The 15,103-nt window shown below is 34.3% G+C and carries 11 protein-coding genes; all 11 read left to right on the top strand.

The features are described from left to right. The first annotated feature begins 4 nt into the window (after positions 1-4). The 11 genes from ACMV0E_RS03030 to ACMV0E_RS03080 all read left to right on the top strand — a co-directional run bounded on the left by ACMV0E_RS03030 (position 5) and on the right by ACMV0E_RS03080 (position 14,639). The gene (locus tag ACMV0E_RS03030) at positions 5-2,203 is read left to right on the top strand and encodes an ABC transporter substrate-binding protein (protein WP_416084902.1); all 2,199 of its coding nucleotides are present in this window, start codon (positions 5-7) and stop codon (positions 2,201-2,203) included. Positions 2,204-2,253: 50 nt separating this feature from the next. Beyond that, positions 2,254-3,219, top strand: a complete 966-nt coding sequence (locus ACMV0E_RS03035; protein ID WP_416084903.1) for an ABC transporter permease — start codon at positions 2,254-2,256, stop codon at positions 3,217-3,219. An 8-nt stretch (positions 3,220-3,227) separates the two neighbouring features. Next, positions 3,228-4,118 carry an ABC transporter permease gene (locus ACMV0E_RS03040; protein ID WP_416084904.1) on the top strand — a complete coding sequence of 297 codons (891 nt, stop codon included), beginning with the start codon at positions 3,228-3,230 and terminating at the stop codon, positions 4,116-4,118. A gap of 2 nt (positions 4,119-4,120) precedes the next feature. After that, positions 4,121-4,852 (top strand): sugar phosphate isomerase/epimerase family protein, encoded by a 732-nt coding sequence (locus tag ACMV0E_RS03045; RefSeq protein WP_416084905.1) that lies wholly within the window; start codon positions 4,121-4,123, stop codon positions 4,850-4,852. Then, positions 4,845-6,200, top strand: a complete 1,356-nt coding sequence (locus ACMV0E_RS03050; protein ID WP_416084906.1) for a glycoside hydrolase family 3 N-terminal domain-containing protein — start codon at positions 4,845-4,847, stop codon at positions 6,198-6,200. Before ACMV0E_RS03045 ends, ACMV0E_RS03050 begins: the two co-directional genes overlap by 8 nt. Continuing rightward, on the top strand, positions 6,197-7,243 hold the full coding sequence (locus ACMV0E_RS03055; protein ID WP_416084907.1) for a serine hydrolase domain-containing protein: 1,047 nt from the start codon (positions 6,197-6,199) through the stop codon (positions 7,241-7,243). Before ACMV0E_RS03050 ends, ACMV0E_RS03055 begins: the two co-directional genes overlap by 4 nt. Continuing rightward, positions 7,240-8,337: an anhydro-N-acetylmuramic acid kinase gene (locus ACMV0E_RS03060; RefSeq protein ID WP_416084908.1), complete on the top strand. Its 1,098-nt coding sequence runs from the start codon at positions 7,240-7,242 to the stop codon at positions 8,335-8,337. Before ACMV0E_RS03055 ends, ACMV0E_RS03060 begins: the two co-directional genes overlap by 4 nt. Then, positions 8,327-9,346: an SIS domain-containing protein gene (locus tag ACMV0E_RS03065; protein WP_416084909.1), complete on the top strand. Its 1,020-nt coding sequence runs from the start codon at positions 8,327-8,329 to the stop codon at positions 9,344-9,346. The genes ACMV0E_RS03060 and ACMV0E_RS03065 overlap by 11 nt, the downstream gene beginning before the upstream one ends. Next, a complete protein-coding gene (gene nagA / locus ACMV0E_RS03070) occupies positions 9,336-10,469 on the top strand; it encodes an N-acetylglucosamine-6-phosphate deacetylase (RefSeq protein WP_416084910.1) in 1,134 nt (377 codons plus the stop codon). Before ACMV0E_RS03065 ends, nagA begins: the two co-directional genes overlap by 11 nt. A 350-nt stretch (positions 10,470-10,819) precedes the next feature. Next, on the top strand, positions 10,820-13,261 hold the full coding sequence (locus ACMV0E_RS03075; protein ID WP_416084911.1) for a type I restriction-modification system subunit M: 2,442 nt from the start codon (positions 10,820-10,822) through the stop codon (positions 13,259-13,261). Continuing rightward, positions 13,248-14,639, top strand: coding sequence for a restriction endonuclease subunit S (locus ACMV0E_RS03080; RefSeq protein ID WP_416084912.1), 1,392 nt, complete (start codon positions 13,248-13,250; stop codon positions 14,637-14,639). The genes ACMV0E_RS03075 and ACMV0E_RS03080 overlap by 14 nt, the downstream gene beginning before the upstream one ends. Positions 14,640-15,103 lie beyond the last annotated feature (464 nt).

Genomic DNA, 15,103 nt, shown 5'->3' on the forward strand with positions numbered 1-15,103 from the left:
GCGTATGAAGAAGTTAGTTTTGTTGTTTTTGGTTGTGTTGCTTCTTGCAAGTAGCTTTTTTGTCTTACCAATTCAAGCTGCAACACAAGGTTTTTCTGATGTAAAAGAGGACTACTGGGCGTACGAGGCTATTAACTACTTGAGTGGAAAAGGAATTCTTACAGGTGTTGGAGGTGGTTTATTTAAACCAGATGATCCAGTAACAAGAGAACAACTTGCAAAGATCATCTGTATTGCAAAGGGAATTTCTGAATATAAACCTGCTAAGCCAACATTTAAGGATGTTTCACCTTCATCTTGGTCCTATGGTTATGTTGAGGCAGCGGTAAAGTCTGGTTATGTCAAAGGTTTTTCAGATGGCACTTTTAGACCAAAGGACAACATAAAGAGGGCGGATCTTGCCGTTCTTTTGGTAAGGGTTATGGGAAAGGAAGTCGAGGCACAAAAATACACTGAACCACTTACATTTTCAAACGATGAGGCTTCAATTCCAAAGTATGCGGTTGGTGCAATGAGCCTTGCCTACAATAACCACTATCAGTTGCTTAACTATAGAGAGGGAAGAAACGTTAAACCAAATGAAAGTGCAACAAGAGCCGAAGTTGCATATGCAGTCTTTAGGGTTTTAAAACCAGTGAAAGTTGGTGGCACTGTTAACCTTGCTTCTGCATCCGAGGCAGACTCTCTCTTCTTACCTCTTGCAACAATTGGTGCTTCTGGTGACTATTGGCTTTTTCAATTCACGAATCTTATAGGGCTTGATGAAAATGAGAATGTTTATCCGCTTGCAGCAAAGGAAGTTCCAACTGTTCAAAATGGTCTTGTACAACTTTATGAAGTAAATGGCGAAAAGAGAATGAAAGTTACATATCACCTAAGAGGTGGTTTAAAGTGGTCTGATGGGACACCTGTTACGGTAAATGACTATATCTTTACTGAAAAATTACTTGCCGATCCTAAAGTAAAGGTTGTTTCTGCTTCAAGTATGTGGGCAAACTTCATTGACCATGTTGAAGCACCAAATAGTTCAACTCTTGTTTACTACTATAAAGTAGTTGACCCACAGTACATATTAGGGAGAGGAGTATTACCTGCGCATATACTAAAGCCAATTTACGACAAGGATCCATCACTTATTAACACATGCGATTTCAACACAAAACCAGTTGGAAACGGACCTTTCATGTTGGAAAGTTGGGTAAAGAACTCCTACATCTCTTTTGTCAGGAATCCATACTATCCTTGGGGGCAGCCTCTTGTTGATAGAATTGTTATTAAGTACATACCTGATTCTAATACAAGACTTGCAAACCTCATGGCAGGAACTATATTGGCAAGTAGCATTGACCCACAACAGGTATCAGTGTTAAAGAATAGCAATAAATTCAATGTGTATGTTTCATTTAGTGAAGGTGGACTTACCTATATTGGTTGCAATACAGCCAATCCGCTTCTTTCTGATAAGAGAGTAAGGCAGGCAATAGCCTATGGAATTAATATGGAAGGTTATGGAAAACAATACTATGGTTTTGATGTGCCAAGAGCAACAGGACCTATAATGAAGAGTTCCTGGGCGTATAATCCAAATGCAAAAAAATACTACTATGATATCAATAAAGCAAAGGCACTCCTTGCAGAGGCTGGCTTTAAGATGGGACCAAACGGTGTGCTTGTTTCAAGTGATGGAAAAGAGTTTGTCGTAACCTTGGGCACGACAACTGCAACTTCTGCAAAGCAAATTGGTGTATTTATTCAGTCGGAGCTTCAGAAACTTGGTATTAAGGTAAATCTTGCATCATATCCAATTTCAACTTACTATGGAAGAGTTATTCCACAGGGACAAGTTGACCTTTACTTTGCAGGATGGATAGAAGACCCACTCTTCCCAGGCAAACTTGATTCCTACAAATGTGATCAAATCCCGACACCAGAAAATAACTATTCAGGATTGAACTGGTCAAGATGGTGCAACAAAGATGCAACAAATTATGCAAACCTTGCCTATTCTACTCTTGATAGAGAACTTGCAAAGAAGTACTATTGGAAATTCCAAGAAATATACACAGAAGAACTCCCAGAGATTCCTTGGCTTGAAAGAGTAGGAATTTCTGCAATAAGAAAGGAATTTAAGAACTATATCGGTTCAAAGGGCGGCATTAATAGATTTACATGGAATGCCTCCTTCTGGTATTTAGATAACTAATGCGAAAAGGGGAGAGGGTTTTTCGCCCTCTCCTTTATGTGGAGGATTCGATGAAGCAGTATATAACAAGAAGAATTTTAATACTTATACCTGAACTTTTTGCTATAACTTTCATAGCGTTCATCTTCTATAGCCTTATGGGAGATCCTTTTGCTGAGTTAAGAGCTAATCCTTTCATAAATCAAAGCTATGTGCAGTATCTTGAGAAGGCTTATGGGTTTGATAAGCCAGTTATTGTAAGATACTTCTTTTGGCTTTCTCAAATTTTAAGGGGTAATTTCGGTATATCTGCCGTAACTGGTGAGAAGGTGATAGATTTAATTAAAAGGGCAATGCCCATAACACTTTCCATAAATATATTTACCTTTACATTTTCCCTTGTAGTAGGAGTAATCATAGGATTCTTTACTGCCTTAAGACAAAGATCGTTCATTGATAACTTCTTTACAGTCCTCTCCTATATTGGTCTTGCAATGCCAACTTTTTGGTTTGCCCTGATGCTTATGATCCTTTTCTCGGTAAAATTCCATTGGCTTCCTCCCGGCGGTTTTATGACACCTGGAATGGAGAATGCTCCATTTTTTGCAAGATTTCTTGATAGATTGAAATATATCGTTATGCCATTTATAGTTTTGGGATTTGGAGGACTTACTGGTTGGGTTAGATATACTCGTTCATCTGTCCTTGAAATGCTTAAAAAGGATTATGTAAGAACTGCACGTGCAAAAGGACTTCCAGAAAGTGTTGTTTTGCGAAAGCATGTTTTTAGAAACTCTCTCAATCCGATTGTTACACTTTTTTTCCTTTCGTTTCCGGGCTTTTTCAGTGGTTCTGCGATAGTAGAGCAGATATTTTCAATTCCCGGCATGGGAAGTTTAGTTATTGGTGCAGTTATGAATAATGACTATATGGTTGCAATGGCTTCGCTTGTTTTCTATTCAACAGTACTTGTTTTATCTCTTCTTATTGCTGATATTGCCTATGTATTCCTTGATCCAAGAGTTAAATTTAGCTGAGGTGAGTGATGCAAGAAATTGAGATTCAAGAAATCGAAAAAAAGAAAGAAGCTTCTACATATTTTAAAAAGGTCATAGAAAGGCTTAAAAAAGATAAACTTGCAATGGTATCTCTCTTTTTCCTAATACTTATTTTTCTCTTTGTTATTGTTGGTCCAATTGTTTATAGGGTTGACCCAAATCAAATTAAGTTAAATGAAGTTTTACAACCACCAAGTAGACTTCACCCCTTGGGCACCGATGAAAATGGTAGAGATGAGCTTGCACGCTTGATGTATGGAGGACGTATTTCACTTTTGATTTCATTTGCGGTTACTTTTATTACTGGTTTAATTGGTGCTTTCATTGGGATATTTGCTGCATACAAAAAGGGATTTGTAGATCTAACTCTTATGAGAATAAATGAGATTATGATGACAATCCCTGAATTTCCCATCCTTGTTGTTGCTGCAAAGATAAGAATCGTTCCGAGTTCTATTTTAAAGCTCATCATTATCCTTGTTATCTTTGGATGGGTGGGTATTGCAAGAATTGTGCGTGGTGAAGCACTGAGCGTTGTAGAAGAGCAGTATGTTGAGGCAGCAAAGGCAATTGGTGCATCTGATATGAGGATTATTTTTAAGCATATTCTTCCAAATACTTTCCATATTCTCATTGTTTGGTCAACACTTAGATTAGGTGGAGTAATACTTTCTGAGGCTTCACTTTCATTCTTTGGTTTAGGAGTACAGCCACCTACGGCAAGTTGGGGTAATATGCTTATAAACGCGCAGACCTATATCTGGAATGCTCAGTGGCTTGTTTTTATACCTGGTTTTATGATTTTTATTACAGTGCTTCTCTTCAATTTTGTAGGTGATGGATTGAGAAACGCTATGGATCCCAAATTCTTCAGGTAAAAATGGAGATAGGATTTTCAACAATAGGTTTTCTTTTGAATAATGTAGAGCTTAAAGCTAATGATAATATAGATTTTGTAGATGAGGTTGAGGTAGTATTTGACTTGGGGGTGGATTCACTTCCCAAATTGAATAAACCAATAAAAATACATGCGCCTTACTTTTATACAAATCTTGCAAGCCTCTCAAAGAGACATCTAAAGTTTAGTTTAGATGAAATTTCAAGGGTGCTTGATTTCGGGTTTGATACAGTTGTTCACGAGGGAGGTTTTACAACAAGGTTTGATGGATATATTGAAAAGTCAGTTAAGATTATGGAAACTTCTTTTGAGTTTCTTACTTCAAAATACACGAATATCGTTTTAGAGAACACAACTAATTCTCTATTTTCCAATTTTGAAGAGTTTTTGGATTTTTTTATGAACTTTAATGTAAATTTCTGTTTTGATATCTCTCACTATTTTATAAAAGAGGACAAATTCAATAAACCAATACTTCTTAAAGATAAATATCTTGAAAGAATTAGAAAGGTTCATATAAGTGATACCGTTCAAGGGAAGGATTTGCATTTGCCAATTGGTTCAGGTAATGTGGATTTTAGGCTTGTTCAAGCATTTTTGAAAGACTTAAAAGATGATGTTTCGGTTGTTATAGAAAGCATTCCCAGAGTGTCAAATGTTTTTGATTTTTATAGAGAAGAAATAGATAAACTTAAGGAGATAATCTATGGCTGACATTGGAAAGATTTTCCTTTTTGGTTTTGAGGAGCCAGTTATATCAGTTGAGAGGTTGAAGTTTTTTAAGAAAATTGGAGCTAAATATTTTATTCTCTTCAAAAGAAATATTGAGCATTTAAAAGAAAATATCGATATCCTTAAAAATGAATTTGATAACCCGATCATTTCAGTTGATGGAGAAGGGGGCATTGTAAGAAGAATTAGCGAGTTTGATGACTTTATGTTTTCAAATATGAATTTGGGGTCTTCATTTGATCCACACTACGCAAAAGAGACCTATTTTAAGATGGGTCAAATTCTTTTAGAGAAGGGAATAAATATGAATCTTGCACCTGTTGTAGATGTATATCTAACTGAGGGGAATACCATAAGTATAAGAAGTTTTGGCGGTTTTGTTGATATGGTTTCTGAATTTTCTTTAAATGCAATTGAAGGACTTCATAAAGCACATGTTTATGCAGTTGCAAAACACTTTATTGGATATGGTGGGGTTAAGATTGACCCTCATAAAACTATTCCTTCATTTGAACTTGACTATCCCTATTTTGAAATGGCACTTAAACCTTTTGAAGCAGTTAAAGATGTATCAGATTTTATTATGACCGCTCATATAATTGTTCCTTTCATTGATGACCTACCTATTACATTCTCAAAGAAGGGTATATCACTTTTAAGAGAATTCTATAAAGGTCCCATTATGACGGATGATCTTGAGATGGGTGGAGCAAATGTATTTCCTTTAGAAGAAATTCCTGTAAAAGCACTTCTTGCAGGAAACGATATGCTTTCTGTTTGTAGCTTGTTTGAAGTGCAAAAGACAATGGTTAGTGCAATAGAAAAATCACACATAAATATTGATGAACATATAGAGCGTATAGAAGGGTTAAGGAAGTTTGATGACTCAAATTTGGAAGAGATTTCCTTACGGAACGAAAGATTTGTAACGCTTTATAAAGATGAGAATTTTATAGGTACAAAGAATTTCAAATTCATAGTAATTTCAAGTTTGAAAGAGCATTTTGGATCCAAAGCATTTTTGCACTTTTCAATAGAACCTAATGAAGATGAGAAAAATAATATTCTTTCAAATCTAAAAAGCGATGATAATGTTGTCATAACTGTTTACAACGCCTTTAATAATCCGAAACAAGTTGAACTTGTAGAAAGTATAAAGAGGATTGTTAAAAATGTCTGTGTCATAATTTTGGGAGACCCATTTGATAGACAACTATTTACATTTGCTGATTGCATTGTCCTTACCTATTCGCCATTACCGAAAATTGTAGAAGTTGCACTAAATGTAGTAAAGGGAGAATACAAGGCTATGGGGAGGCTTCCTGTATGAATATAGAAACAGTAGTGGAAGAGGCTTTAAAGCAAAAGATAGCAACTGCAATCGGCGTTTCTGTTGTAAAAAGTGATAGAGTGCTTTTTGAGATTGTTAGGGGAAAGACAGAAGAAAACGGAGATTTTATAACAAATGAGACCCTTTTTGATCTTGCATCTCTTACAAAGGTTGTCTTTACAACACCGTACATTTTAAAATTGGTTGAGGAGGGTTTTTTATCCATAAATGATCCAGTATCTCTTTATATTGAAGGATTCCCAGGTAATATTACGCTAAAAAATCTTTTAACTCATACAGCAGGTTTAAAGGCTTGGCTTCCTATTTTTGCGTCTAACTTGCAGGCTTCAAATGACAGACCTTATGAAGTGGAAGAAATTAAAAAGGAAGAAGCAATTGAAAAAATTCTTAAGTATGGTATTGAAAGACCACCAGATAAACAAGTTGAATATAGTGATTTAGGATTTATTTTGTTAGGTTTTATCATTGAAAAGATAACGAATAAATCCTTGAAAGAAAATGCGCGTAGTTTCTTTGATGATCTGTTAATGTATGATACTGGTTTTGAAGTTAAAGGTTCAGTATGTGCAACCGAAGTTCTTAATGGGAAGAGGCTTAAAGGTGTTGTTCATGATGAAAATGCTCGTGCATTGGGTGGAGCAAGTGGTCATGCAGGACTCTTTTCTAACCTTAAAGATCTTGAACAGTACTCAAAATTCATTTTAAATAAAGGTTTTGTTTCATCGAAGAGAATTCTTATTGAAGATTCGATAAGACTTATGAGGGAGTCTTTTACGGGTGGCTTAAAACCAGAGCGCACAATTGGTTTTGTAAAGGGGAAGTTTCTTAGTGGTGGTCCTGACTTTGCATCCGATGACTCAATAGGTCATACAGGCTTCACTGGGACTTCAATTTTCTTTGATTTTGAAAAGGATATTTCCATCACAATTCTTACAAATAGAGTTTATTTTGGAAGAGATAATAACAAGCATATGCATTTAAGAAGAGTGATAGGTAATCTTGTCTATAAGGAGATACTATGAAGGCAATTGGCATAATGAGTGGTACATCTCTTGACGGTGTAACAATATCTCTCATCGATTCTCTTGAGGATGCAAGGGATTTAAAGGTTCTTCATTATAAGACATATCCATACGATGCACAGTTGAAATTGAGAATAAAAGAGATTTCAGAAAGGGGAATTGTAGGAGAAGTTTCTGATTTAAACTACGAACTTGGAGAATTGTTTTCAAAACTTTTGGAGAGATTTTTAAACGAGTTTGGCATCGATAGTAGTGATGTTTTTGTTGTGGGACTTCATGGACAGACGATTTATCACAATGACGGCATTTCAACACTTCAAATTGGAGAGCCAGCTTTTATTGCTTTGAGAAACCACATTGATGTAGTTTCCAATTTTAGGGCAAAGGATATTGTACTTTCTGGAACTGGTGCTCCGTTAATTCCATTTTTTGATTTTCTCTATTTTAAAAGATTTTCACCAATTGCGCTTGTTAATTTAGGAGGTATTTCAAATATCACTTTTATTCCTGATGAAGATCCTCAAAGTGTCATAGCCTTTGATATGGGACCCTGTAATATGGTGCTTGATTATGCCTCGCAAGTTTTGTTTGGAAGTGATTTTGACAAAAATGGAGAGTTTGCAAAAAAGGGAAAAGTAATTGAGGAGATGCTTGACTTTCTTAAAGGAAATGAGTTTATAATTAGAAATCCTCCAAAGAGTGCTGGAAGAAATGAGTTTGGCGAAGCGTTTATGAAAGACTTACTTGAAAGATTTAATTATATAGATAGGTTTGATTTCATAGCTACGCTCAATCAGTTTGTAGCCTTTGCAATATGGTATTCAATTGAAACATTTATTAAGTCAAAACCAAAATATGTTGTTTTATCAGGTGGGGGCGCAAACAACAAAACTCTTGTTAACAACTTAAAGAGACTACTTAAAGGAATTGAATTAAAATTATCAGATGAGTTTGGTCTGCCATCTGAGGCAAAAGAATCTGTTGCTTTTGCGCTCTATGCAATGAGAAGTAAGTTAAAACTTAAATCTCACCTTCCGCAAACAACGGGCAGTAAATCTCAATACATAATGGGGGAAATAACATATGGAGAATAATTATTTTATGTATAACGAAATCCATGAAGAATTAAAAATATTGAATGACTACAAGAAAAGAGAAGATTTTTTGTCAATAAAAGACGAAATACTTTCCTTTAATCCATGTTCTTTTATGATTGCTTCTCGTGGGACTTCTGATAATGCCTCAGTTTTTGGAAAGTATGTTATTGAGTCAACTTATAAAATTCCTGTATCGTTTGCATCTTTTTCACTATTTACTTGGTATAATAGCTATCCTCATTTGGAAAGGGTAATTGGAATCGGGGTAAGTCAATCAGGCGAAACACAAGATGTAATAAAAGTGATTGAGAGCTTTAATAATGCAGGGAGTTTAACAATTGGTATCACAAATAGTATTAGTTCAACGCTTGCAAAGATTTCTAAAATTGCGTTTCATCTGAATGCGGGCGAGGAAAAGAGCATTGCTGCAACGAAGACATATTGTGCCTCTCTTTTATTTTTTCTTGGTCTTGCAAATGCCTTTAATAAAGTTGTTGATTTTGATTCTATTACAGATTCTGTGAGTCATGTTTTTTATAATTCCAACATCATTAAAGATCTTGTCGTACGGTACAGGTTTGCCAAAAATTTTATCATTCTTGGTAGAGGATTTAACTATCCGAATGCGCTTGAATTTGCTCTCAAACTTAGAGAAACAAGTCTTGTGAATGCAATTGGTTATTCATCTATTGATTTTTTACATGGACCAATTGCTTCCCTTTCTTCTGAAACACCTGTTATTTTCCTTATGCCGAAAGACGAAACATTTCCTTCTAATTTAGAGATTCTTCAAGTACTTATCTCTTACAATGCACATGTACTTGTTATAACCGATGGAGAAGTTCCTAAGGGTGTTTTATCTTTTAATATAAAGGGGAGCAATACTCTTGAATATCCAATTGCAATTGCAACATTTTTACAACTCTTCTCGTTTTATCTTTCCGTTGAGAAGCAATTAAATCCGGATAAGCCAGAGAGATTAAGGAAGGTGACATATGGAATCTGAAAATACAATTGTTTTTAAGGTATCAAGAATATACCTACCTCAATATCTTGAAGGTGAATTTTTTATTTATGTTAAAGATGGTGTTATAACTCAAATTACAAGAGAAAATCATACAAGAAATTTTATAGACTTAACGGATTATATTGTTGCTCCTGGTTTTGTTGATGTGCATATACACGGTTTTGAAGGTTTCGATGTTTCAAATGGAGGAATGGATGCAGTAATAGAGATGTCAAATAGACTTCCTAAAACAGGAGTTGTTGCTTTTCTTCCAACATTTGTAAGCCTACCTTTTGAGAATCTAATAGGGAAACTGAAAGAGATTGATTTGGGTTATAAGAATTTCAACGCAATTCCTTTAGGAGTGCATATTGAAGGTGCTTTTATTAATCCAAAGAAAAAAGGTGCAATGGATGAAAGATTTTTCTTAGAAGGAAATGTTGAATTAGCAGAAAAACTCATCCAATTTGGGAATGTGAAAATGTTTACCGTTGCTCCTGAAATTCCTAATGCACTTAATTTGATAAGATTTTTAAATAGCAGAAATATTAAGGTTTCAATTGGACATACTGAGGCAACTTTTGATGAAGTAAAAGAAGCGTATGCAAATGGTGCGGATTCAATTACACATCTTTTTAATGCGATGGCACCTTTTAACCACAGGGAACCATCTGTGATTGGAGCATCTTTTTACTTTGATTTTTACTTACAGATTATTGCCGATACTCATCACACCTCAAAATATGTCTTAAAATTACTTAAACCATACAGCAATAGAGTTGTTCTTATAACTGATGCAATTGAAGCAACAAATCTCGGTGAGGGAATTTATAAGTTAGGTGGCTTTGAAGTTTATGTGAAGGATGGTGAAGCAAGGCTTTCAAATGGCACACTTGCAGGCTCTGTTTTAACTATGGATAGGGGATTCAAAAATCTTATCCAATATGGTAATTTTTCAGTAGAAGAGGCAGTTAAATCTTCCTCTTTGAATCCTTTAAAAAGTATTTCTGAACTTTCATTTGGTGAGATAAAGGAGAACAAACTTGCAAACTTTGTTTGTCTTGATGAATCTTATACTGTTCGAAAAACAGTTATAAAAGGAAAGATTGTTTACGAGAAATGATGAATTTGCTTCTTTTTCTTGTAAGCACTTATCATGTTGCTGGGTAGTAAAAAGCGGGAAAAAACCTCAAAAGAAATATACTTGTGCATATAACTATGCTACTTTTAAATTTAGTGAAGCAAATCAAGATACAAATTTAGAAAAATATGCTCCAAAAACTTGCAATTTTTTCAAAAAAGCACTATAATCTCTAGAGTGATAAAAAATTGCTCAATTTAGGAATTAATATTTTTAGTAGATGGAAACAAACTGCGAAAATTGACTTATTGAAGAATAGACGCTTAGGTGAAGGTAAGATTTAATATTAGTGGTAAAATAAATGTATATTATATTTAATAATTGGTGACATGATGGAAAATAAAATAAAGAAAATAATACAAATCTTTTCAACTTCTGATGTAAAACACGGCTTATCCATTTTCGGTAATGAGGAACTTGAAGCTGTAGAAAATCTAATTATAGAAAAAGATGGAAAATTTTCCATTAAATGTCAAATTAAAGATAGATACAAAATTGCAAAACCAGAAGAAATTGTAAGGCAACTTTGGATTTATAAATTATTAAATGAATATAGCTATCCGAAGAAAAGAATAAATGTTGAAAAAGAGGTTATTCTCGGCTCAAGAGTCATCGGCTTCGCAGATATAGTTGTCCTTCAAGAAGACCTCCAGAATCCATATATAATCTTTGAAGTAAAAAGACCTCAAAGAAGACAAGGGTTAGAACAATTAAAGAGTTATTGTAATGCTTCCGGGGCTCCAATTGGTGTCTGGTCTAATGGAAACGAAATGATAAGGCTTCACCGAGAAGAACCCAATATCTTTGTGGAAATTCCAAGAATACCAAAAAACGGAGAAACACTAAAAGATATTTTAACTGAAAGATGGACTCTTAAATGGCTTGAAGAACACGATGAATTAAAACAAGGTAAGACAACACTTAAAAAGATATTGCTGGACTTAGAGGAGCTTGTTTTAGGCAATGCGGGAGTTGATGATCTCTTTGAAGAAATTTTCAAGCTAATCTATGCCAAACTTTATGATGAATGGAATGGTATTAATGATCCAAACTACCAGCTTCAATTTTTCGTTGGTGATAGGGATCCTGCCCAAGTAAAGCAGGCAATTAAAAACCTTTTAAGTGGCGCTAAAAAAACATGGCCTGGGGTGTTTGAGTCAGATCCTGCAGACCAAATTGAACTAAGAGACAATCATTTGAAGGTTTGTGTATCCTTCTTGGAAAAGATAAAACTTTTCAATTCCAATCTTCAAATTATAGATGAAGCTTTTGAATATCTAGTTCCCCAGGGTGCGAAGAAAAAAGAAGGTCAGTTTTTTACTCCTCGTCCTGTTATAGATATGGTTGTAAAAATGCTTAATCCTAAAGCCACTGAATTTGTTATTGATCCTGCTTGTGGTTCTGGTGGTTTTCTTTTACATTCTGTAATGTGGATCGCTGGTGGAATAATTAGTGGTAAACCTTTACCAAAAAATGCAGAAAACTTTGCTCAAACCTATGTATATGGTATTGACTTTTCTAAAAAAGCTGTAAAAATAGCCAAAGCAATTAACCTAATTGTAGGAGATGGCAAATCCCATATTTATAAAGATAATGCATTAGTACCACATACTTGGACAGCTGAAACAAAAGTGGGTTTAAAAGACCGGCTTTTAAACAAGGGAAATCAAGAGGAATTTCTTTATTTTGATTTTGATGTTTTGATGACTAATCCACCGTTTGCCGGAACGGTTAAAGAAAGGGAAATTTTAAGATTTTATAAGTTGGCTGAGAAGAATGGAAGGTTTGTAAATCAAATAGATAGGCATATTCTTTTTTTAGAGCGTTCTCTTCAATTTATAAGACCTGGGGGAAGAATGGCTATTGTTTTACCTCAGGGATTATTAAACAACACAAACGCTGAATACATCCGCAGGTTTATTATTGACGAAGCAAGGATTTTAGCAGTCGTTGGTTTGCACGGCAACACCTTTAAGCCTCATACCGGAACAAAGACGAGTGTTTTGTTTTTAAGGAAATATACTAAAGATGAAAAAGAAAATATTCAAAAAATAAGCGCTAAATACGAAAGCGAATGGGAAAAATTTTTGAAAGCTTTAGAAGAAAAGTATAAAGATTTACGCTGGGATAGTCCAATAAACGAAGAAGAAATACCTGAAGAACTTAAATCTTTCTTAGAAACTTGTTTTGAAAGTGGAGAAGAGATTGAGGAATCACCAACAGAAGAAGCGGAAGCTGAAGAAGTGGAAGAGACAATGGAACAAGAGAATAAAGGAAAGAAACCTCTTGCTGTTTTAGTTCAAGAATTAACTGAATTAGATGAAATACTAAGAGAAAAAGAAGAGGAGTTGAAAAGTGCAAACCCCGAAAGAAAAGCTGAATTGAAAAAAGAAATGAAGGCACTACAAAACAAGATAAACAACCTCACCAAAGAAATCTCTCAAAGAACTTTAGCAGGACAGATAAGTTTAGTTTTAAATGAGGAAAGAATAACAGAAGCTTTTAAGAAATACTGGCTTGATGGAAAAGTGATGAAGGAAATAGATTACCCCATTTTCTTTGCTGTTAATGAAAAGCCAGTGAAAGACGAAAGCGGAGAGTATAGATACAAGAAAAATCCTGATGGCTCTTTCATTATAGACGAACACGGACACCCGGTAATTGACCATGATTTAGACGAGATAGCAGAAGAATTTATTAGGTTTGCCAAAGAGCAATTAGCAAAAGGTGATAACCATTTTGACTTTTGGGGACAAAATTATGGCAGTATTTAGCGTTATAAAATTATCAGAACTTGAAGGGGCAAAACAATTAGCTCCAGAATTCTACCACCCAGCTAAGATTGTATCAAAACGATATTTAGAAAATGCAGGCTCAAAGAGGATTAAGGATTGTTTTTATAATGTCAGAGAAATCTTTGATCCTAAAAATAAGCGTTTAACCCGGGAGGGGATAGTTTTTGATCTATCGGACGTTACTTCTTATTTTCTTTATGGTGGAAAGAAGGTAACTTCATCAGAAGAAGTTGGTTCTGCTAAAAAAATTTTTTTTGAAAATGATGTTCTGATATCACGGTTAAGACCTTACCTAAAAGAAGTAAGCTTCATAGGGTTTAATGAAAAATTAAAATTGGCATCAACTGAATTTGTAGTTTTGAGACAAAAGGATAAAAACTATTATCCTGAAACATTATTTGCTTACTTGATTAGCAAGGAAGTGCAAAATATTCTCGCATGGAGCATCACAGGAACAGAACATCCAAGATTTAATGAAGATTACTTTTTAAAACTAACACTTCCAAATTTTTCAGAGGAAACTCAGAAAAAGATAAAAACAATAGTTCAATCTGCGTGGAAAATATTTTTGGATTCTTTGGAACTCTACTCCCAAGCCGAAACCCTCCTTTTAGAAGAACTCGGGTTTAAAAACTTCAAGCCAAGATACGAAAAGACCTATACTGCTAATCTTTCTTCCGCCTTCTCTGCCCATAGAATAGATGCGGAATATTTCCAGCCTGCGTATGAAGAGATAATTGAGAAGATTAAAAAGTATCAAGGCGGATTTGATAAATTGCTTAACCATGTTGAAAACGTTAAGCCAGACTTTGACCCTACAAAATATCCTGATCAGACTTTTTATTATATTGAATTAGCTGATATAGATTCATCAATTGGAGTAGTCCACAGTGTAAATAAAATAAAAGGATATGAAGCACCCAGCAGAGCAAGAAGACTACTAAGAGAAAATGATGTAATTGTTTCAAGTGTTGAAGGCTCATTAGAAAAGCTCGCATTGATTGATAAAGAGCATGATGGCTGTTTAGCATCTACAGGATTTTTCCAATTTAGACCATTAGATATACTGCCTGAAGTTTTATTGGTTCTATCAAAAACTATCGTTTTACAATCACAATTAAAGAAAAGGTGTTCAGGTACAATTTTAAGTGCCGTTCCTAAAGAATCATTAAGAGATATTGTTATCCCCCTCCTTCCACCATCAATCCAGCAAAAAATTGCCTCATTAGTCCAGCAATCCCATGAAGCAAGAAAAAAGGCAAAGGAATTATTAGAGATAGCAAAAAAAGCCGTGGAGATTGCCATTGAGAAAAATGAAAAAGAAGCATTAGATTACATTTTAAAAGTACAAACTTAAAATTATCTTTAATACATAAAGTATAGTGATATGAGGAAATATAAAGTGTCAAAAATGACTTTGAAAGCTAAAATTTTTTCTTTTTCGGAAAAATAAATGTTATTTTATAAATTTTCTGAATAAATCTATATTTATATTCCAACGCATTTGTTCACTATAGGGAACAAATATTTAACAAAAAATTGAATAATTTTAAACTAGTATTGGTATTTATATGTAAGTTTAAATAGCGAAAATCTTTTCTTCCATATAATAAAATTCACATTGAAGTTTAATAATTACCTGATTTAAGCGATTCTCCAAATTTTCCTTGTATTTTTCTTAGATAAACTCAGATTTAATTTAATTTGGGCACATATAAAAAAGATGACACTTTCACCCGTTAAGTGATGAAGTACTTTCACAATGGGTGACAATATGATAGACAAAAATTAAAAAAATACAAAAGAAGAAAAAGAGTTATA

Source organism: Caldisericum insulae (genome assembly GCF_047785965.1).
In the GTDB taxonomy this organism is placed as follows: Bacteria; Caldisericota; Caldisericia; order Caldisericales; family Caldisericaceae; genus Caldisericum; species Caldisericum exile_A.

Bases quoted from the DNA above. Each gene is read 5' to 3' on its own strand.
- ACMV0E_RS03030 (WP_416084902.1), top strand. From the start codon at position 5: ATGAAGAAGTTAGTTTTGTTGTTTTTGGTTGTGTTGCTTCTTGCAAGT.
- ACMV0E_RS03035 (WP_416084903.1), top strand. From the start codon at position 2,254: ATGAAGCAGTATATAACAAGAAGAATTTTAATACTTATACCTGAACTT.
- ACMV0E_RS03040 (WP_416084904.1), top strand. From the start codon at position 3,228: ATGCAAGAAATTGAGATTCAAGAAATCGAAAAAAAGAAAGAAGCTTCT.
- ACMV0E_RS03045 (WP_416084905.1), top strand. From the start codon at position 4,121: ATGGAGATAGGATTTTCAACAATAGGTTTTCTTTTGAATAATGTAGAG.
- ACMV0E_RS03050 (WP_416084906.1), top strand. From the start codon at position 4,845: ATGGCTGACATTGGAAAGATTTTCCTTTTTGGTTTTGAGGAGCCAGTT.
- ACMV0E_RS03055 (WP_416084907.1), top strand. From the start codon at position 6,197: ATGAATATAGAAACAGTAGTGGAAGAGGCTTTAAAGCAAAAGATAGCA.
- ACMV0E_RS03060 (WP_416084908.1), top strand. From the start codon at position 7,240: ATGAAGGCAATTGGCATAATGAGTGGTACATCTCTTGACGGTGTAACA.
- ACMV0E_RS03065 (WP_416084909.1), top strand. From the start codon at position 8,327: ATGGAGAATAATTATTTTATGTATAACGAAATCCATGAAGAATTAAAA.
- nagA (WP_416084910.1), top strand. From the start codon at position 9,336: ATGGAATCTGAAAATACAATTGTTTTTAAGGTATCAAGAATATACCTA.
- ACMV0E_RS03075 (WP_416084911.1), top strand. From the start codon at position 10,820: ATGGAAAATAAAATAAAGAAAATAATACAAATCTTTTCAACTTCTGAT.
- ACMV0E_RS03080 (WP_416084912.1), top strand. From the start codon at position 13,248: ATGGCAGTATTTAGCGTTATAAAATTATCAGAACTTGAAGGGGCAAAA.